This window comes from Halorarum salinum (genome assembly GCF_013402875.1).
In the GTDB taxonomy this organism is placed as follows: domain Archaea; phylum Halobacteriota; class Halobacteria; order Halobacteriales; family Haloferacaceae; genus Halorarum; species Halorarum salinum.
Map to the genome: position 1 here is coordinate 2,200,137 of NZ_CP058579.1, position 19,140 is coordinate 2,219,276.

The 19,140-nt window shown below is 60.0% G+C and carries 18 protein-coding genes; 6 read left to right on the plus strand and 12 right to left on the minus strand.

Annotated features, from left to right (window positions below):
- The 9 genes from HUG12_RS10820 to HUG12_RS10860 are packed head-to-tail and all read right to left on the minus strand — an operon-like array spanning position 1 to position 6,624.
- Positions 1–936 carry a hypothetical protein gene (locus HUG12_RS10820; protein WP_218836302.1) on the minus strand — a complete coding sequence of 312 codons (936 nt, stop codon included), beginning with the start codon at positions 934–936 and terminating at the stop codon, positions 1–3.
- A complete protein-coding gene (locus HUG12_RS10825; protein WP_218836303.1) occupies positions 929–2,698 on the minus strand; it encodes a hypothetical protein in 1,770 nt (589 codons plus the stop codon). Before HUG12_RS10825 ends, HUG12_RS10820 begins: the two co-directional genes overlap by 8 nt.
- Complete coding sequence (locus HUG12_RS10830) at positions 2,695–3,132, minus strand: hypothetical protein (protein ID WP_179268782.1); 438 nt, start codon at positions 3,130–3,132, stop codon at positions 2,695–2,697. The genes HUG12_RS10825 and HUG12_RS10830 overlap by 4 nt, the downstream gene beginning before the upstream one ends.
- A 58-nt stretch (positions 3,133–3,190) precedes the next feature.
- A complete protein-coding gene (locus tag HUG12_RS10835; RefSeq protein WP_179268783.1) occupies positions 3,191–3,427 on the minus strand; it encodes a hypothetical protein in 237 nt (78 codons plus the stop codon).
- A complete protein-coding gene (locus tag HUG12_RS10840; RefSeq protein WP_179268784.1) occupies positions 3,424–3,894 on the minus strand; it encodes a hypothetical protein in 471 nt (156 codons plus the stop codon). Before HUG12_RS10840 ends, HUG12_RS10835 begins: the two co-directional genes overlap by 4 nt.
- A complete protein-coding gene (locus HUG12_RS10845) occupies positions 3,891–4,274 on the minus strand; it encodes a hypothetical protein (RefSeq protein ID WP_179268785.1) in 384 nt (127 codons plus the stop codon). The genes HUG12_RS10840 and HUG12_RS10845 overlap by 4 nt, the downstream gene beginning before the upstream one ends.
- A 2-nt stretch (positions 4,275–4,276) precedes the next feature.
- Positions 4,277–4,732: a hypothetical protein gene (locus HUG12_RS10850; RefSeq protein WP_179268786.1), complete on the minus strand. Its 456-nt coding sequence runs from the start codon at positions 4,730–4,732 to the stop codon at positions 4,277–4,279.
- Between the two features lie 3 nt (positions 4,733–4,735).
- Entirely contained in the window at positions 4,736–6,232 is a 1,497-nt protein-coding gene (locus HUG12_RS10855) for a hypothetical protein (RefSeq protein ID WP_179268787.1), read from the minus strand.
- An 8-nt stretch (positions 6,233–6,240) separates the two neighbouring features.
- Positions 6,241–6,624 (minus strand): hypothetical protein, encoded by a 384-nt coding sequence (locus HUG12_RS10860; protein ID WP_179268788.1) that lies wholly within the window; start codon positions 6,622–6,624, stop codon positions 6,241–6,243.
- A gap of 435 nt (positions 6,625–7,059) precedes the next feature.
- Here HUG12_RS10860 and HUG12_RS10865 point away from each other — a divergent pair, with 435 nt between their 5' ends.
- From HUG12_RS10865 to HUG12_RS10880, 4 genes are all read left to right on the plus strand, one after another.
- Complete coding sequence (locus HUG12_RS10865; protein ID WP_179268789.1) at positions 7,060–7,239, plus strand: hypothetical protein; 180 nt, start codon at positions 7,060–7,062, stop codon at positions 7,237–7,239.
- A 677-nt stretch (positions 7,240–7,916) separates the two neighbouring features.
- Complete coding sequence (locus tag HUG12_RS10870; protein ID WP_179268790.1) at positions 7,917–9,425, plus strand: PGF-CTERM sorting domain-containing protein; 1,509 nt, start codon at positions 7,917–7,919, stop codon at positions 9,423–9,425.
- Between the two features lie 448 nt (positions 9,426–9,873).
- On the plus strand, positions 9,874–10,614 hold the full coding sequence (locus tag HUG12_RS10875) for a hypothetical protein (protein ID WP_179268791.1): 741 nt from the start codon (positions 9,874–9,876) through the stop codon (positions 10,612–10,614).
- Entirely contained in the window at positions 10,611–11,516 is a 906-nt protein-coding gene (locus HUG12_RS10880) for a hypothetical protein (protein WP_179268792.1), read from the plus strand. The genes HUG12_RS10875 and HUG12_RS10880 overlap by 4 nt, the downstream gene beginning before the upstream one ends.
- Positions 11,517–11,859: 343 nt before the next feature.
- Here HUG12_RS10880 and HUG12_RS10885 read toward each other — a convergent pair whose 3' ends face one another.
- The 3 genes from HUG12_RS10885 to HUG12_RS10895 form a co-directional block, all read right to left on the minus strand.
- Positions 11,860–12,684, minus strand: coding sequence for an HNH endonuclease (locus tag HUG12_RS10885; RefSeq protein WP_179268793.1), 825 nt, complete (start codon positions 12,682–12,684; stop codon positions 11,860–11,862).
- Between the two features lie 133 nt (positions 12,685–12,817).
- The gene (locus HUG12_RS10890) at positions 12,818–13,117 is read right to left on the minus strand and encodes a hypothetical protein (RefSeq protein ID WP_179268794.1); all 300 of its coding nucleotides are present in this window, start codon (positions 13,115–13,117) and stop codon (positions 12,818–12,820) included.
- Between the two features lie 269 nt (positions 13,118–13,386).
- The gene (locus HUG12_RS10895; protein WP_179268795.1) at positions 13,387–14,337 is read right to left on the minus strand and encodes a hypothetical protein; all 951 of its coding nucleotides are present in this window, start codon (positions 14,335–14,337) and stop codon (positions 13,387–13,389) included.
- A 169-nt stretch (positions 14,338–14,506) separates the two neighbouring features.
- Here HUG12_RS10895 and HUG12_RS10900 point away from each other — a divergent pair, with 169 nt between their 5' ends.
- Together HUG12_RS10900 and HUG12_RS10905 are read left to right on the plus strand one after the other, a co-directional pair.
- Positions 14,507–17,737 carry an AAA family ATPase gene (locus HUG12_RS10900; protein ID WP_179268796.1) on the plus strand — a complete coding sequence of 1,077 codons (3,231 nt, stop codon included), beginning with the start codon at positions 14,507–14,509 and terminating at the stop codon, positions 17,735–17,737.
- A gap of 3 nt (positions 17,738–17,740) precedes the next feature.
- Positions 17,741–19,102, plus strand: coding sequence for a hypothetical protein (locus tag HUG12_RS10905; RefSeq protein WP_179268797.1), 1,362 nt, complete (start codon positions 17,741–17,743; stop codon positions 19,100–19,102).
- Positions 19,103–19,140: the final 38 nt, after the last annotated feature.

A 19,140-nucleotide genomic window follows, 5' to 3' on the forward strand; every position in this document is an offset into this window, starting at 1 on the left:
TTATGTGATAGAGCCGGTGCCGGTCTCGCCACGGAACCCGCGCGCGGCCGTGACCTCGCTCGCCCGCTTCCCCAGCGCGTCAGCCGCGCGATTGAACGCCGGCAGGAGGTACTCGGCCGCCCAGCCCTCCCGGACGAACATGTCCTCGGGAGTGGGGTCCGTGCCGATGAGCCGGCGCCGGAGCGGCCGCTCGAAGTACGGCGCCGTGACCGTCTCTCGGTCGATGTTCGCGTACGAGGCACCGACGACCCGAAGCGACCACGCGAGCAGCGCCTCGGAGCCCGCGAAGCCCTCGAGGAGCTCGCCCAGCGCGGCCGCCTGTTGCCCGTCCAGTTCCCCAAAGGCGGGCCGCATGAGCGGGTACTGTTGGTCGAGCGGGTCGATCGGGTCGACGTCGTCGCCGTCCCGATCGTCGTCGAGGTGGTCGACGCGCTCGACCGCGGCCCAGCGCGCGACCTCGTGAGCCGCGTGGAACGCCGGCAGGAGGTCTTTGGCGACCATGCCCCGCCGGACCTCGAGCGCGAGCTCGGCCGGCATCTCCTCGACCGTCCCCCAGGGCCGCCCGAGCAGCGCGGAGACCGTCGGGGAGTCGGCCGCCGTCCGCGAATACCAGGCGTCCTCGAGCTGGCCGACCGTCTGGATGACGAGGTCCTGCTGCCACTCGAGCAGCGCCCGCCGATCGGGGAAGCCCTCGAGGACGTCGACGAGGAGGTCCGCCTGGTCGTGGACGAGCTTCGCCGAGGCGGGCCGCGTCGGGGCGTCCACGCCGGCGCTCGTGAGCGTCTCGTGGACGTGGGTCCGGATGGCCTCGGCATCGAACGCGACGCCGCCACGGGCGTCCTCGGCGCTCTCAGCGGGGGCGTCGTCCAGCATGTCCGCGAGCGCGTCCATGCCGGCCTCGAGGCCCTGGACGACCCGGACCTCCGACTCAGTCATCCGCGGGCGCCTCCTCGCCGTCCTCGCGGCCGCTGTGGCCGTTCCTGACGGGTGCCTCGTCGGTCCCCGTCCCCACGTAGCGGTCGAACAGCTTGCCCATCTGCGACTCGCTCCGGTCGTCCAGGAGGTCGCGCCGATCGGCGTGCGACTCGGCCTCGCTCTCCGTGTAGTTCCGGAACCAGTCGTCCCAGGATTTGGCGTCCGCCAGGCCGCGAGCGTGCGTCAGCATCGACCCGACGGCGTGGTGGTAATGGATGGGTGCGAGGTTCGCGTGGAGCTTGCCGTCACGCGGCTGGGCGATCTTGAACGCGAACAGCAGCACGCTCCCGACGAGCAGGCCCAGCAGGCCCGTTCCCGCCGCGAGGCTCCCGATGCCGTACGAGAAGCCGAGCGCGGCGATGCCGGCGATGTACGGAACCGGGTGGAGCTGGCGGTTGCCCTCCTCGTCGTACGTGATGAGGTCGGGCCACTCGAGCGCGTGGTGCTCGGGCTGGTAGTCCAGCGGCGCCTCGTCCTCCGGGTCGAGGAGGTAGAGCTCCTCGATCGGGCCGTCCACCTCGATCCGCGTCTGCATGTTGCCCTCGACCTCGAGGTCCGACGTCGCGCCCCGGGCCCGCGCCCAGAACCGCCGGATGCCCTTCCGGATGGCCGACCGCTCGCCGGTGTCCCCGCGAGCGAACTTCGCCACGTTGAACCGGGCTTTCAACACTCCGGGGGCGTCCTTCGGGTCGCCGTCCTCCTCGGCCTCCTCGGCCTCCTCGGCCTCTTTGGCAGCCTCCTCGACGGCGTCCGGGTCCGTCGGGTCGAACCCGTCCGCGAGTTGGAACTGCAGGAACCCGGCGCCGTACGTGGTGCGCCCGAACCACTCGACCGCGATGACGCCGAGCAGGATGCCGCCGGCCGCCGAGACCAGATACGGCGCGCGGATGAGCGTCGCCGACATCCAGTCCCACGCGAGGACGACGAAGAACATCCCCACGACCGCCGTGAGGACCCACCAGATGGCCGATATTTGCGGGCCGGCTTTGGCCTTCTCGACCGCTTTCCGGCCGCCGTAGAGCGTGAACACCGTCGAGATGAAGAACGGGAAGAGCAGCGAGAGCATCCCCCAGCCGAGGCGGGCGCCCGCGCTGTTCGTCTCGACTGGGAGCGTCGCCTGACTCGAGGCGTGGTAGAACGTCCAGCGCGTGTCGGTCGGGTTCCGGAGACAGCTGGGGTCGGTCGGTCCGCGGACGCACATCACGGTCCGGACCCGGTCGTCGTAGTGCTCGCGGAGGTCGATCTCCGCGTAGTCGTAGCCGCCCGCGAACGTCACCGAGCGCGAGTAGGTGGTGACGTTCACCGCGGCCCGCTGCTGGGAGGTGGTGCCGTCCTCGTGGGTCACCGTTTTCTGCCCGACCTGGTAGTGAGCGACCTCGACGACGTAGTCCTCCTCGGGAACGCCGTAGGCGCGCTTCGACCAGAGCTGCAGGTGGTTCCGTTTGACCGTCTCGCCCGGTTGCATGTACCGCCAGGAGTTGCTGTCCTCGGCCTCGTCGACGAGCAGGCCCGTCGGGAGCGTCTTTACCGCGAACTCGCCGTACTGGCCGTTCTGCCGAATGGAGTCGGGCGCGTTCGCCGGTTTCTCGCCGCCCGGCGTGAGCTCCTCGAGCGTGAGGTTGCGGGCCGCCGCGCCCCCGTCGTCATTCTGTGCAACCGCGGGCGCGACGGCTCCGGCGACCACGAGCACGACGAGCGCCAGGAGCACGGCGGACCGCCTCACGGGAGTCCCCCCGTCCGGAAGTCGGCCCGGTACGCGACCGCCAGGACGACGAGCACGGTCGTGAGGAGCACGAAGTGCCACCACTCCAGGATGATGAGGTCCGAGAGCCCGAGCGCCCCCAGCCCGATCGTCATCGCCGTGGCCGTCAGTACCGGCACTTCGGGCGCCAGCGTGAGCACGAAGCCGATCGCCTCGCCCGCCGTCTGGAAGGTCGTCGCGGCCCAGCCGACGAGCGCGACCACGCTCACGAGCACGATGTTCAGCGCGCCGCCCGTCCCGCGCTTCGCCCGGCCGCCGAAGCCCGCGAGGGCCTCGCGGCGGTCGTTCGCCTCCTGGTAGGACTCGTACGCCCAGGCGAGCGCGACCAGCCCCAGGACGCCCGTCAGCACGAGCGCCGGGTGGCTCGTCGCCCAGGTCACCGGGTTTACGGGCATGTAAGGCCCTCCGGCGGCGGTGTCTGTTCTCGGTCGGTCCTCTCGGTTTCGTGATGTATCATAGTGTGTCGTCCACCTCGTCTTTGGCGTCCCAGAGGTCCGCGAGCCGGAGTCCCAGGTAACACAGCGTGAGGAACAGGAACGGCCCGCGGAGGTCCGGCAGCGCCGTCTCCGGGGCGATGAACCGGATGTACGTCGCGACCACGCTGAACCAAATCTCCTCGCTGCTCGCGACCCACGCGAACAGGTTCCCCAGGGCGGCGACGAGCGGGCCGGCGGCGTCGCGGAGGCTCATCTGAGCGCCTCCAGCGCGCCTTCGGCGGCGTCGCTTCCCGGGATGAGGTAGAGGATGGCGAACGCGGTCACCGCCAGGATGGTGACCAGGAGCGCCACCGTGAACGCGGCCGCGATCGGGGCCGCGATGCCGAGCGCCTCGAGCGAGCCCTGGATGCCCGCGTACAGCGTTTCGATGCCGCCGACGGCCGCACTCTCGACGATGGTGTACGGCGTCGCGATCGGCCCGGCGACGTCGAGCATGACGTTCCGGACGGTCGTGAACGCGTAGATGGCCCAGCCGAGGACGTACGCGGCCGCGTCGAGGATGCCCCCGACGACCCACTCGGCGATGATGACCCGGACCCACTGCTCGGGGTTGCTCGCGATGGTGAGCAGCGTCGAGACGACCGGCGCGAGCGCCTGGACCGTCCGAACGTCGGACCAGCTCACGCCGCGGACGGTCAGTCCGTCCGGGTTCGTGCTCATGCGAACCTCCGGCGGGCCCAGATGAGCAGCGCCGTCGCGAACACGACCTCGAGCGAGAAGAACACCGGAGCGAACACCGGACTCGCCTCCACGGCGGCCTCAAAGCCGGCGGCCCAGGAGAGGCGGAGCGTCTCCGCGCCGCCCCCACCGATGGCCGTGATGATGTTGACGTACATGCGCTCGACGGCGCCGAGCGCCTCGAGATGGATGAGGACGTACGCCTCGAGGATGGCGATCCACCCCGACATGAGCACGAGCCACCCCGCGCCCAGGAGCGTCCCGACGAGCTTGCCGATGAGGATCTCGCCGCCGTCGACGAACTCCTCCTCGAGGGGAACGCTGCCGCCGCCGCCGGTGTCGAGGTTCGGTCCAGAGCTCATGGTCAGTCGTTCTCGTCCTCCAGGTCGCCGCCCGTGTCGAGCTCGATGAACGGCAGGTCGAGCCCGGTGAACGTGTCGAAGTCCATCGCGTCCAGGTACCACACGATGATGAGCATGAACAGCACCACCACGATGGCACCCAGGACGGCGATGAACGGCCCGAGCTGCATCCACGGGTCGAGCCCGACCGCGACCGCCGCGGTGTTCCACACCGATTGCAAGAACCGAGCGGGGGCGCCGAACCCGGCGTCGATGAGCAGCACGGTGACGTTCGTGAACGCGTCCGTCGGCGAGATGATGAGATTCGCGAACGCCTCCCCCAGGCCGATGAGGATGGTGAACGCGGCCGCTGCCAGCCCGCCGACGCCGGCGACGAACGTTTCAGCGAACCCGCCCAGGTCCCGCGAGAACGTGATGTACGTCCGCGCCTGGTCGAGTCGCGGTCCACTCGAGCTCATCGGTTACTTCCCCACGAAGCGGCCGAGTCCGAGCATCGTCATGAGGCCGACCACGCCGCCCGCCAGCCAGTTGTACAGGCTGTGGAACGGACTCCTGCCCGCCGAGTCGCCCCAGAACCCGCCCGTGCCGCCCGCGACGGGCTGCAGCGCGTTGTACTGGCTCTCGACCAGTTTGACCTCGGTCTCCACCACGTACGTCGAGTCGGGTTGGACCGTGTCGTCGACGGCGATCGTGGTGTTCTTCTCGCCGAGCGAGTCGGAGAGGTCGATCCACTCGTCGTCGGAGACGTTCTCCGCGTCCGTGTCGCCGACGCCCTCCGCGTAGCGGAGCTGGACGTACCGCTCACCGAGGAACGTCTGCTCGGTCGTGAGCTCGAGGTTGCCGTGGGTGAGGTCGTACGCCGTAGGCACGCTCAGGCGCGTCGAGGAGTCCCAGAGGTACGGGAAGTTCGGGTACGCGTCGGCCTCCGGGAACAGGATGCTCGTCGTCCCCGGCGAGTCCTGCATCCGGTACTCGACGTTGTAGTAGACGAGCTTGTGGATCGTCGCGTCGGTGAACGTGTCGCCCATGCCCTGCAGGCTCGACGCTTCGATGACGCCGCCCTCCGGGCGCTCGGTGACCTTCACGTCCGTGTAGTCGTCGTCCTCGTCGGTCGAGGTGTCCAGGACCCGCTCGTCGCCGAAGTCCCACTGGGACTTCTTCTCGACGTTCAGGCCGGTCATGGTGACCGTCGCGTCGCCGTCGCGGACGACCACGCGGACCTCCTCGACGGCGTCGAGCGAGCCGTCACCCGAGCCCTCGACCGGGAGCTGCCCGAGCTGCTCCTGGTAGATGACGCCCGAGGCCGTGCTGTTCGCGAACACGTCGTCGGCCGTGCCGTCTCGCGAGGAGTTGGCGACCGCTTCGACGTAGTCGCCGTCGTCGTCACGGACCTGGATGGCGACCTCGGAGCCCGCGGTGAGCTCGTCGACGTTCACGACGAACTGGAGGTACCGCTTCTCGACGTCGTCGGTGAGCGAGCCCTCAGCGTACGCGGCGTGGCTGCTCGAGCCGTCGGTGACGTCGGCGGTCACTTCGATGGAGTCGACGCCGGAGCCGGTCGCGCCGTCGGTGTCGCTGACGGTCGCGCCGCTCTCGGTCCAGTTGGTCGTGTCGAGCCAGGTGACCGAGTTGTTTTCCTCGCCGTCGACGCGCGGGTACCTCCCCAGCGCGTCGGCGTCGATCAGGTCGGCGCGGTACGCGACGTTGATGTCACCCTCCGTGCCGTTCACGGTGGCGTTCAGGTCGGTCACCTCGCCGTTGTCGTTCTCGTACTCGAGCCACCCCATCTCGGTGCGGTCGTGGCTCTCGACGGTCAGCTCGTCTTCGACGATCTTCGTTTCGGGGTACTGGTCGGCCTCGGGGTTCGCCCCGAGGGTGGCCGCTGCAGCGATGCCCGCCGAGCTCACGAGGAGCAGGACCATCGCGAACGCGGCGAAGCGTGTTCTGGTGAGTTTCATTGATTGAATTAGGTGTTGCAGCGGTTCCGGTCGCCACCCGTGGCTGCTGCACTCTCCAGCGCCTCGCGGACCCGGTCCTCGCGGACGTGCTCGAGGCCACCGTAGCGGTCGGCTGACTCGAGGACCTTCACGGGCGTCGCCGGGACGATTTCGCCGCCACCGTCCGTCGCCGGTGTCGGGGTGGTCCCCTTCTCGGCGACCGCGTCCTCGGCTTCACGCCGGAGTCGGCTGGCGAGGACGTCGAACGCGACGTTCCCGAGATACGTGAGCGTCGCCAGGCCGAAGGTGGCGCCGGCGGCCGCGCCGATCGGGCCGCTCCAAGTCGCCGAAGCGAGCACGGTCGCGATCGTGCCGTAGCCGGCAAGGTGGACGACTCGCTCGGAACGATTCATGCGGCTGCCCTTGCGTCCAGGTCGTTCTCATCGAGTACCGCTGGGAGGTGCTCGACGCATAGCCCCACGGCGACCCCACCCAGCCGGTAGATCGTGGCTGCATCGCCACAGCGCCCGGCCGGCGTAACGTACCGACAGCGGGCGCGCTCGGCCGGTGGTGGTGTGTCTGTTCCTCGTCGGTCGTCTCCCTCCGAAAAGGAGGGTTTCGGGCCGCGTGGCCCGCTGTTTCGGATCATGGTCGGTATCCCGGCCCCGATGTGGAGCGACCACACCGACGGCCGTTGGTCCCGAACCTGCGGCAGAGGCCCTATAACAGCGGAAATTACGGAGTTTCAGGGGTAAAAACGGGGAGATTCAGGGCGGATTCATCTCTATTTCAGAGGAGAACGTATCTCGTTCGGTGTACTTTTTAACCAATCTCATTGTAAACGGGTCATGGTCGGAATCAAGGGCCGCTTCGCGGACACCCGGACTACCCAACAAAAGAACGGGTCCATCACGGTGACCGTCCCGGCACCGCTGGCGCACGAATGGGAGCTCGAGGACGGCGACGAACTTCTCTTTCTCGCGACCGAAGGCGACGATCGGGCCGAAGTGCAGCGGCCGTCGAAGTAACGGGCACCTCGAAAGCATATCGCCTCATCGCCTGTTCTCGCCACTTCCTGGAAGTGGCATCTACCACAACAACACAAAGTGGTATCGTGAACAGTGTATCCGAGCTGCGGTAGGTGTCCTCTCGCCTGGCGGATCCATGGGGCGGATATCAGTAGTTGAAAACACGCCTATTCTATTCAGTAGTGCTTCCAAGCTCTGGTCGGTATTAGAAGAGGGCTCAGAGCAAGAGGAATACCGTTGTCCACACACGTAAGAATACAATCAATTTGGCCTTCAGACTCAGATATTAGGCTCTGTTGAAATCCTCTGAAACTGATAGAGCCGGTGTGCGAGATACAGAGGATATATTCAGCAAACTCGTGGTATTCGTTTCACTCTCCAAGTGGTGGAACAACTGTTAGGTAGGTCTGCGAACCTAACTACGGTGTCTTGACAAGCAGTTTCCGGCTCGTTTGCAGGCCTGTGAGCTCTCCAACGAGAAACATTTCGCTCAGTCCGTTCGTTGGCGTGCTCGTCAGTCTCGACGACGCCGCGAGGCACACCCTCGTCTCTAGACGCCGGTGGATGCGCTCTGGAGTTCCGGCATCTATCAGCTGCTGCTTTGAAGCTCCACAGGAGGATTGAATCTCATTTCAGTCCACCAAAGATACTTTATAAAACAGTGATGATTCCAGTCCGTGCTTAGCGCTCGAGCCCTCCAACTGACAGTAATACTGCTCGCTGCTGTCGCCCCTGTCACAGGCGCCGCAGTGGCGCCGTCTGATTCCGCCGCCGCAATCACTCCTCACGACAAAGTCGAGGATCCGGACGGAAACATCACCATCCTCCGCGGCCCCGGATCGCTGTACAAGTCAATTGATGCCCCCAGCGATCTCACGGCTGCACGCGACGACGGCCGGCTCCGAACCCCCGAGTCTCTGGCTCCTGGCGATCTCCTCTCACTTCAGTTCGACTCCGAGCGCGTCGCCGACACCTACACTGCAACGAATGGCACGAACCCGACTGACCGGTTCTTCCGAATGCTGGAGTCGTCTGCGACCAACTTCAGTATCATCGGTCTGAATCACGGTACAGGACAGCTTCCCTCGAAGTTCGCCCTGAATCGGAGCAACGTCAAGGTACTCTACAACGCCAGTTCAGACACGTTTTCACTCCTCGTCGACACCACCAACGTCTCCGTCGTCAATCGAGAGTCCGGTGACCAGATTCGACAGACGCTCGAACATCGAGAGTTCCAGGCCATCCTCGAAATTTCGACCGAGAACAGTACTCGCGTCTTGGCTGGCTCGTCGCAGTTCACCGGTATCGGCGCCAGACTAGAAAGCCCGATGGAGGGAGTGCAGATTGCGGGGCTTTTGACCCCCACCGTGACGACGAGTGAAGCCCAGAATCTGACTCTCACTGGCACGACGCCGTTCCTTCCCAGCACGAATATCACAATTCGAGCCGAAGCGGCTGACAGCCCGTCGATGGTGACGCGAACCGTCCAAACTCAGAACGCGAACGCGTCGACGGACGGCTTCGGACCCAGTGCGTTCCAAACGACGCTTCCCCTCAGGGACGTCAACCGCAACTCTACCGTCGATATCACGGTCGTCACGGAGGGTACCGTCCTCGCCGAACAGACCCTGCTTGTTGGGAAGCCAGCGAAGATGTACAACACCTCAGCTCGGTTGGTAACGTCGGGGCCGCACGAAGGCGAGGTGGCGGTCACCGCAACCATGCGGCTGCCAGAACCGGGCTTGTTGCTGGTGTACATCGACGGGGAGCCTCAGACGGTTTCGGTTCCCGAACACGAAGCTGTCGAGCGCACCCTCTACGTCAGCCAGGAGGCGGTCGACGACCATCATAACGTGTACGTTCTGACGATATGGGACCGGAACGAGAATGGCGTCTACGACCCAGACATCGACACGATGTTCCGGACGACGGCCGACGTTGGTGCGTCAGCTCAGGACATCGAGCTTGACACGCAGATTCGGGTCGACGGCTGGCCGCCGAAGACGACGAGGCGGACGACTGAGCAACCTGCAACCACCACCTCCGGAACGTCGAGCACACCAACGGGCGGGACCCCCACAGCGCCCACGACCTCGGAGCCGTCATCGACGACGATTCCTGGCTTCGGGTTTGGTGTCGGCCTTGCTGGCATCGTCGCTGCTGCGCTACTCGCCATGCGCAATTAGTGGCGTAGGTAGTTTTCCCAAACCGCGCCCTAGCTGATTTGATAAGAGACTCCTGAGCCGGTGTCGCAGCATGCCGGATTATACGAAACAGCGTCTTTCTGAAACAGCCGTTCGGGAGAGATGCGAAAGAATCAATTGAATCGGTGACGAACGCCGAAATAATGTCCCCAGAAACGATGTTTATCAGTAGTTGGTAGCACGGTTTCTTTATTCAGTGAGAAGAGTGAAATTCGCGTTCAGTATAGGTGGTGTACTTAACAGGCGTACCACGAATCAATCGAACCGTCTTCTTTTATCGCAATACCGATATCTTCACTGTCACAGTCGATGTCTAAATCGGGTGTATACTTCCACGTAGCGGAGCTACCTTCTAGAGTAAAAGCAGTCACTGTTGACGGGGTCGCTTGGAGTTCGAGGCCGAACTCGCCGCTCGCGTGGAGGCTGAGTCGTGACGGACGCGATGCTCGCCGCCTTCCGGCACGACGCCCACAAGTTCACCGGCGAGAGCCACGGTGACGCCTGCGAGGAGTTCGCTGGCGTTCCCGTGAACCAGTCGGTTCCGGAGGGCGCAGACTGTGATGCAGCGGCGCTCTCGCGGCCTCAGCACAAGCAGGAGCAGACCGTCCCGACCCACGACGATCACTACCGGCTGTCCCTGCTCACCGGTGAGACCGCCTACGACCCCGTCGAGTTCTCGCGGGCGACCATCGAGAGCGAAGTCCGCGACCTCTTCGCCGTCGAACAGGCTGAGACCGCGCACGAGCGGTGGCTGGCGTCCGACGTTGCCGCCGCGTTCAACGAGTCGGTCTACCACCCGTACACGAGCCTCAAGTACCACACGCTGCTCGTGGCAGCGCTGCTGGACAACTACCGTGCCGGGAACGAGTTCCCCGATCTCCGGCTCATCGTTGAGCCGGCGGGCGAGGTCGTCCCGTTCCGCACCGTCTTCGACGGTGAGCGGTTTGCGCTCCGCATCGGTATCGAGGACGGCGACTGTCCGTCAGCTCGCCTCGGGAGTCGTCCGTGGCGGTCGTGGGCGTCGGCGTGGAACCGCCTCACTGCGCACCCACTCGACACCGGCCACGATAAGTACGACATGACGCTCGATGCGAACCTGCGACGGACGCAGTCTTGGAGCACGGCGCTCCAGTACATCGAGGACTACCACGAGTGGAGGCCCAACCGATGACGGCGATTCAGCAGGTGCTGTGGGAGCTGCGGATGGACTACATCGGCCACCCGTACTACGTCTCGGGGAACGCCATTCTGCACGCCCTCAGCCAGCACCTCGATCCCGAGACCCACGCGGCGGTGTCGGCCAGTCACGGCGTCTTCGTCCCCGGCCAGTTCGGGACGTTCCCCGAGGAACACAGTCAGTCGGGCATCCGCCCGTACCTCGGGAGCGGTCTCCCCGACGTCGAGGCCTACGACGACCTGTTCCTCCAGCGGGAGGCGATGCACCCGTGGCTACTGGATACGCGCGCCCGGGACGCACTGAACACCCACGATCTCCGCGTCCACGGCGGCCACCCGGCGCTCGCTCACGAGACCATCATGGGCCGCCGGGAAGACCAGCGGAAACAGCAGCAGACGACGAAGTGGTACGTCCACGCCTACCTGCACGCCGATGACCCGACGGTTCTCCCGCTCGACGAGGACGTGCTGGAGGGCCTCCAGTTCGGCGGCAAGCGCAACTACGGCTACGGCGAGGTCGAGCTGAAGGACACGCAGATGGTTGACCTCGACGAACTGGACTACTCACGGCTCGAAGGCGCGGAGACGTACCTCATCGAGTTGGTGACGCCGTTCGTCCTAGCGTCGGAGTATCCAGAGGCGAACGACCGCACTATCCCGTGGTGGTGGGCTGAGAACCGCGACGATCTCCGGCTCCGCGAAGAGAAGATACTGGAGCAACGCGAGGTGTTCCGGCTGGAGACGGTCGATCACGGTCAGGTCGTGAAGTATCTCGGCGACCGACCGGTGGAGACCGCGAAGAACGGCCTCCAGCGGGTCGGGTCTCACTCCCGGTACGGCTTCGGAGAACTGCGGCTGAAGCCCCTCGGCGAACAGTATCAAGAACCAGAGAAGTAACGACTAACAGGCCACCAATGCAACACCAGAATCAGGATGAATCGGGCAAGAAAAATACAGCGGTGCGGCTGAATAAAGAAATCGTATTACCAACAACTGATATTCAGACCCAACTCAGTGGGAGTGAAACTCCGTCTATCCAGTCGTATTAACGAAGTAGTGAGTGAAGTGCGAATTTGACCATCAGTTTTCATTATATGCAAACTGTGCTACCGGCTATGTGGGCATGCCCAAGGGGATGACAGGGATATCCCGAACCGGCTTCAGCGGTAGAATCTCTCTTGGAGCCGGTTCCCCATTTCGATATACGTAGTGGTGAAAATCGATTGTCCTCGCAGTACGGCTATGAAGAGGAAATCTTTGGCTGTCGTTTGACTTTGGCCTTTAGCTTTGACCGCGGAATTGATTCTCGGTCTGCCTTCTCATGGCAGTTAGGACAAAGAACGATCAAGTTATTGGGCTTGTTCGGTCCACCCTCGCGACGTGGTTGAATGTGGTGGACATGAGGATGGTCAAAGCTCTCTTCACACCATTCGCATTGCTGGGAAGCACGGTCAAAGATCAGCTTGTTCTTCAATTTCTCGGGAGCCGGTGGGGTTCTCTTTTTCTGGTTCGTAGAGTCCTGCGATGAGTTCTCGTCAACAGCTACTAGGAACTCAAAGGCCTCAGACCACCCTTCAGTTTTGTAGATGACCGCGGCCCATGCGAAAATTGCTACACCGCCTAATGCCAAAACTGCACTGAATAAGAACGTAGGTGAGTTAGGTGCAAACCCGGTTGTCTGAAGGAAGATTCCACCGGTTACAAGAAGAGCAACGGCGATTCCACCCGGAGGGAGATCGGTGGCATCAAAGTCGCCATCGTCGTTTCCACCGAAGTCAATCATACCCCCGAGGTCGGTTTGGTTACCTGACGCCCCACTGCTGCCAAGCGATCCCATCCCGATTGGAGGACCACCATGGGCCTTTTCTTCAAACAATCCTTCTGCTTCGGAGTACGAGCTTACCTCCCGAACGGGAACTGCATCGAGAGTTGGACCACCCATCATCCCCGTGTTATGATCTGCAGTTAAGACCCTCACCTGGATTTTTCTTTGATAGGTGATCTCGTAAACACCTTCCCCCTGTTTTTCGAGTCGCCAGTCTCCTTCACGTCGAACAACGCCCATGTAATTGTGCCATACAGTTCGAGCACAAATAATTTAGTAAAATTAGAATCCTCTGCGTCATCCTATGAGATTAGCTGTGAAGGAGGGTCAAAATTCGCAGGCACCGAGCCTTTCGACAAATCCAGAGAATCTGCTATTCCTCGTCGTTTCCGATGGACCAAGTGGCCGGTTCGTACTGAACCGGTAGCTCGTCGACCGCGAGGATCTCCGCGATCTCCGCCGCCGACAACCCCCCGCGCTCGTCCGCGGTCGCGAGGAGATCGCCGAATGCACCGCGTCCAGGTTCGACGGCGTTCCCGCCGACGAGTCGGAGGTACGCGCGAACGGCGTCGTCGAGGGCCTTTGCTTTGGTGTTCTGGACGGTCCGTTCCTCGAGGTCGACGAGCAGCTGGTCGCGACGGCCGGTGAGCCGCCAGCGGAATGAGTCGGGCATTTCTGAACACACACCCCGATTTGGTGGGGTACGCGAGGAACTCAAACCGGATGAGTATATAAAGCGGACAGCACGACGGGCGAGATCGGGACGTTGGGCGGGAGAACTACGCGCGTCAGAGGTGGAAATTGAACACGGGTCGTGAAAAGCGACCTCGAAACGTGTTCAATTTCGGGGTTGGCGATCTTCGGACGTGCGACCCTGTGTTATCGTGTTAATGGACGTTTGGCAGATAGGCTTAGTAGACTATAGAGTCTACTTTTGTTATTCTATTCTCTCTGGGTCATCTTCGATTCGCTAGTAAGATCTAGAGACTTCTCTACTTTGGAATCTATGGATATGGTTCGGTCCACACGATTGACAAATGAGTTATACCGCATTTCCCCATTCATTAACTGTCTACACCACAGAGAGCGAATCTGAAAATGTATAACTGTATTATCAGAGGTCTTTAGGCTAAAATCTGCTTGATTAATGGGGTATGGTGACCGATGAACGACCGAACAAAAGACTACAGCGATACATTTGATGTCTTGTTTTACAGACTCAGCGAATTCGTACTCAACTTTACAATTGTATTGAAATGCCCCGCCCTCACTGGGCTCATAGTATCCGCCTGTGACCGAAATGCTCTCCGCATCGAGCATAAATGCGAAATTCTCAAGAATATCATGCAACTCTGGATCCATATTGGGAAACTCCCGGTTCAAATTACTCGCATTTGGCCAAAGGGCTTCCATCGCGCCATAGATCACGAGGGCTACGAGCGCGAATAGCAATATAGCACCGATAAAACCTATTTCAAATAGATGAATGTAGAGGCTATAGACTGCTATTATATACATTGGAGTTAGTAGCAATTGGAATAATGACAGAACTGCAACGATCACCCCCCAGCGTTTTGAATGCAAATTCCCTTCCTCAAGCATCTCTTGTGAAGATGTCGCGGAATATTTGTGTGGAGGTTTGTCTCTGTGAAGCATCGTTCCAACACGCTGAATTACCCCCTCATCGCTAAGCTCCCTCTTTTCTTCACCCCCTGGACCATACATTGCTTCGCCGGCAGAATGCCGACTTGCTGCTCCAAGCAACGCAACCATTGCAAGCAGCAGATATATCCCCTTCCCCCTTTGCGAAAACAGAAAGACGAATGATACAGGGATGATATAATATAGCTCGTAATTTGCCCCAGATCGAGGGATTAGGGAAATAGGATTCATGGCCCAAGATATGAAATAGAGGTTATTAAAATGGAAGTAAAAGGATCTTTGACTTTATGAGTCAGTCAAGGTACTGTAGAGCAATGAGACTTCAAGTCGCAATCTCCGATTATTACTAGGGGAATTCCTTACCCTCACACTTACAAGTCCTTCCTCAAATTCCAGGTCAATGGTAAGGCACTCGAATACGTGGGTATTCAATATCTCTCCCGAAAATTGGGAGAGCTGTGTAGACGGTCCTGCTGATCCTAATTTTCATGGAAAGACGCATGTCGGGAATCCGTGGCATGGGACCCGACGAGAGTCGGAGCCTGATATCGAATCTGGTGATCTCATACTGGCACGCATTACCAGTGCTGATGGTGCAAACGCTGATTTCGGCGTAAAGGGCGTTTGGGTCTTTGATGAAGCCCGGAAGGTAAATTCCCAAGACGAGGTTCCCTGGACCGACGCCGAGTATGAGTGGGCCCTCTATTGCCGCCCACTACATCGCGAGCTCACTGAACCCTTCACTGAGGACTTCGGGAATGAGCCATCATTCAGTAGCAATACCCTTCAGGGTTCCATCAAGAGTCTGGAACCGGCGGATAAACAGGAGTACCTGACGACGCTGCTCAATAATATCGAAATTTCCACGGAAGCCAGGGAGCGAATTCAGAGTGAATATGATGAAGATGCCATGCCTAAACGAACGAAATTCGCCGAGGGGACCCCTAGTAATGATTCTCCCTCGATCTGGTTCGAGAAAACTTATGTCGACGGTCGTGATTATAAGCAATCAGGCGAATTAGCGCTTGGCAAGGCGATTTATTCACCAGCGTTTGGCACCGACGGGAGTGATAAGTATCCGACAATGCGAGAATGCAAAGTTGGTGATATCGTACTCCATCTTGTTCAGGATAATCATGAGATAGTTGGTGCGTCTCGGATTAGTAGCGAACTTCAGACGGATTTTGAGGGATTGCCGGAATTCGGCTGGACAGAGGAACAGTACGAATCGGGGGGCTATCTTCGCCGGCTCAGCAATTACGAAGAATTTGATGAGTCACTGAAATTCTATGACGAAGTACTGGAGAAGGAGCAGTACAAAGAACCTCTACTTGAAATCCGCGAAAACCATATGTATTTGCCCTTCACCCGACGGCTCGCGTTTACTCAGGGAGACTATCTTGCCCGTTGTCCAAAGAAACTTGCAAGTATTCTAGCTGCAGAGAACGAGAGCCTCAAAGATTATATCGACCAAGCGAACGTAAAGCTCCCAAATCCCCCGGAAGGGGCGAATAACACGGGGGAAAAGACGAACGACGATAAATTCAATTCAACTTCATTCGAGAAGATTGGGCCGGCTACAGAGGAAATTCTCAATCGACTAGAAAAGAGTAGCTATCCGAACATTCTTCGGCGGCACTCGGATCTCTCGCGGTTTGAGGAGTGGAGTCGTGCTCTATACGGCTTCCAACCGAGCTCATTCGTCACGCCCGAGGATGAGACTGTATTACTTGACCTTGAATCAGTCCTCTACGATTTACAACCTCAACTTGCGGAGATAGCGGGAGACCTCAACATCGGAAAATTAAATCATGCTGACCCCTGGGAAGTAGTCTTTCTCGCATTGCTTCGGGACATTCAGGCGGATCTCCATGGACGGGGCGCAATCGATTTCGAACCGAACGCGAACCAACCGAAACTGAACGTCATCAAAAGACGGGCTTATGACGCGTTTGACCATCCAGAACACCCGCTCATCAAGCCACTCCTGGACCAAGACGTTTGTGTTTACAAACTCACTGCACCGCCAGACTATTGGTTAACGGCACTCCGATACCGGGCAATCGGATTCGAGCCTGACGGAGAAACACTCTGGAACGGAATATCTGAGGGCGTTTCTGAAGGTGACCTCCTACTCTTTCATGCTGCCGGTGACCCGGCGCATACAGAGCTCGAGAAACAGTCCGGGTATGTATTCGGTGGGGCGCTCGTGGATATGACGTTCGAGGACGACAGTGAATGGTGGCTCGAAGCGCAAACGGGGGAGCGGTCGTACCCGATGCGAGTCGCTTTCGAACGCCTCTTCCTGACACAAGGGGCAGCCTCACTGGGCGATCCTCCATCGACAAACGAGCCAGTCTCAAGATTATCTGCGGCAATTGCACGGCTCCAAGAGAGTGCACTCCCGATTTCGTGTGTCAATGAACTTTGCGATGACGCTGTGGAGAGTGCTTTTCCTACGCGAACGGCCGCTGTGGAACTGACGGACGATGTTGATTGGGGTCGTAGAGAGGCGGTACTTGATGCGTTGTCATGGGAAGTAACAGAGGTATCCCCAGTAGCGATACATCGACGTTTCGAGGGCCGTATTCCCGCTGAGACGTACAGTCACCTCCACTTTCCGGAAAATTGCGGTGTCGCTACTGAGACTGAAATCGCACAACAGGTGACGGCGGCTCTCCGTTCTGGAAAGCATATTATCTTCACAGGACCGCCAGGAACCGGGAAGACCGAGATCGCTGAGGCCACTACGGAGCATCTGGAAAATGCGTATCCGAACCTCTTCAGTGGATCACGGCTGACTACCGCGACAGCTGACTGGTCGACCTTCGATACCGTTGGTGGGTATATGCCTGACCCAGACGTCGACGGCGACCAGCTGGACTTCCATCCAGGTGTAATTCTCAACCGATTCAAGAACCCGGACACTGGCATTCAGGCAAACGAGCCGACGATCATCGACGAGATCAATCGGGCAAACATCGACAAAGCGTTCGGACAGCTTTTCACTACGCTCTCCGGTCAAACAGTGACGCTCCCATATCGTCTCAAGGCAGCACCGGGTCAGGAGCTGGAAATTGTCTCCCATGACGAGGCGAACCTACTGGTATCTCGTGCCCGGTTTGTGATACCTGCCTCCTGGCGGATCTTCGGGACGATGAACACCTTCGATAAGACGTCGCTCTATGAGATGAGCTACGCTTTCATGCGGCGGTTCTCGTTCATCCGTATCGGCGTTCCGGACATCCCCTCAGATGGAGCAGAACAGGAGGCTTTGCTCTCGAAATACACTGATGACGACGTCTGGAACATCGATGCCAGTCCCCAGCAACTTCGATACGTTGCAGCCGTCTGGCGTGCAACGAATACTGCGGTAGCGGAGCGTTCCATCGGCCCAGCAATCGTCGAGGATATCCTCTTGTATATCACCGCGCACGAGACTGCTAGCGATCTCTCACCTCGACTGACCGAGGCTGTGATTAGCTACATTTTCCCGCAGCTGGAAGGTGTACCCGAGCGTAAAGAAATCGTCCGGAGCATCGCCGGTGTGTCCGATATCGACGAAGAGGAGCTGGAGCGAGCCGCAAGTGACATGCTCGGTATCTCTGATCTCGATCAGGACTCCGAATAAGACATGGACGACAGCGAGCTCATCGAGGCAGTTTCGAGGGACCTGTTCGCTTACGTCCTCGACGGAGAGTTGCCCGAAGACGACATCGCGGAGCTCATCAAACCCGCTGACTTCCCCGAGCAGTACGCCGATTACGACCGTCTAGTCTCGCTTCACTTCCTCCTCCGTCAGAAAGTCCAGGACTTCGTCGAGTCACTCCCAGATGATATCCGTTCCATCAAGACCGAAACAACCACAGAGGCTAACGTGCAGCGTGAAGGGGTCGACGGACGAATCAATTGGGAATCAACGTATCAAGCCCGAGCGACCACCAGTCCAAAAGACAGTGGCCTCCACGTCATTGAGTCACAGACTGAGCAGTACAACATTCCTGAGAATATCGTTCTAAAGGCACTCGTCAACCTCATCGACGGCGCGATTGGAGACGTTGACCGATATCTCGATTCGAACCGTTCCTGGGTCACAGAATCCTGGGTTGGAGAGGAACGAACTCGGGAACGTTTCCAAACACTCGTCGAGCGGAATATCCACCTTCAGCGCATTCCCTCTCCAACGTCAAACGCACCGACTCCCAGGATGCTAACCAGAGCACAGCAGTCGCGAAGAGAACTCTATCGAACTGCTGGCTCACTCTTAGCAGAACGACGAGCGTACGACTCGTCGAAGAGTGCTATTCAGTCCTTGCTCCAGGAGACAACGATCACCCCGTCAGGGTCCCAAACACTCTTCGAGCTTTTCACCCTCTTTCGCGTTCTCGACGGGTTGCGCAACGTGGGAGGCCCAGAAATCGGAAAGCCGACGTACCACACGCTTGCATCTGGGCGCACGGCTGCAGCTACTTATGATGGTGACCGTGGCCTCAACGTCTTCTACAATCAAACGCCAGACGACCCGTCGATTGAGTTCAAATCACTGCCCGATGAGGAGCCAGCGACGGCGCGGTCAGACATCGCCCTCCGGACCGCAACACAGATCGCTGACGCGTATTTCACCGATACGGACGTCCGACAGCACACGAATCGACCCGACGTACTCATCACTACTGATGACAATGACCCGCCATCTCGGAGCTACCTCATCGTCGAGGTAAAGTACTCTACGAACAAGCAAACGATCCGACAAGGGATTCGAGAAATCGTCGAATACATCTCGTACCTACGTCGCGACGGGAATTACCCGTTCAAATCGAATGAGTTCGGGACGGGATTGAACGGACTTCTCGTTGTTCAAGACCTCGACGATTCGGAGATCGAACCTGCGTCCCTTGCCCAACAATCCCGTGAGGGCCTTCCAGTTCGGATCGTCCAGGCGAAGGATCTCGACGCTGTTCTTCCAAGTCTTATACGGCGCACCTTCCTCATGTAGTAGATTTGGCTCGACTGCGAGACACGATTTATTCCGTC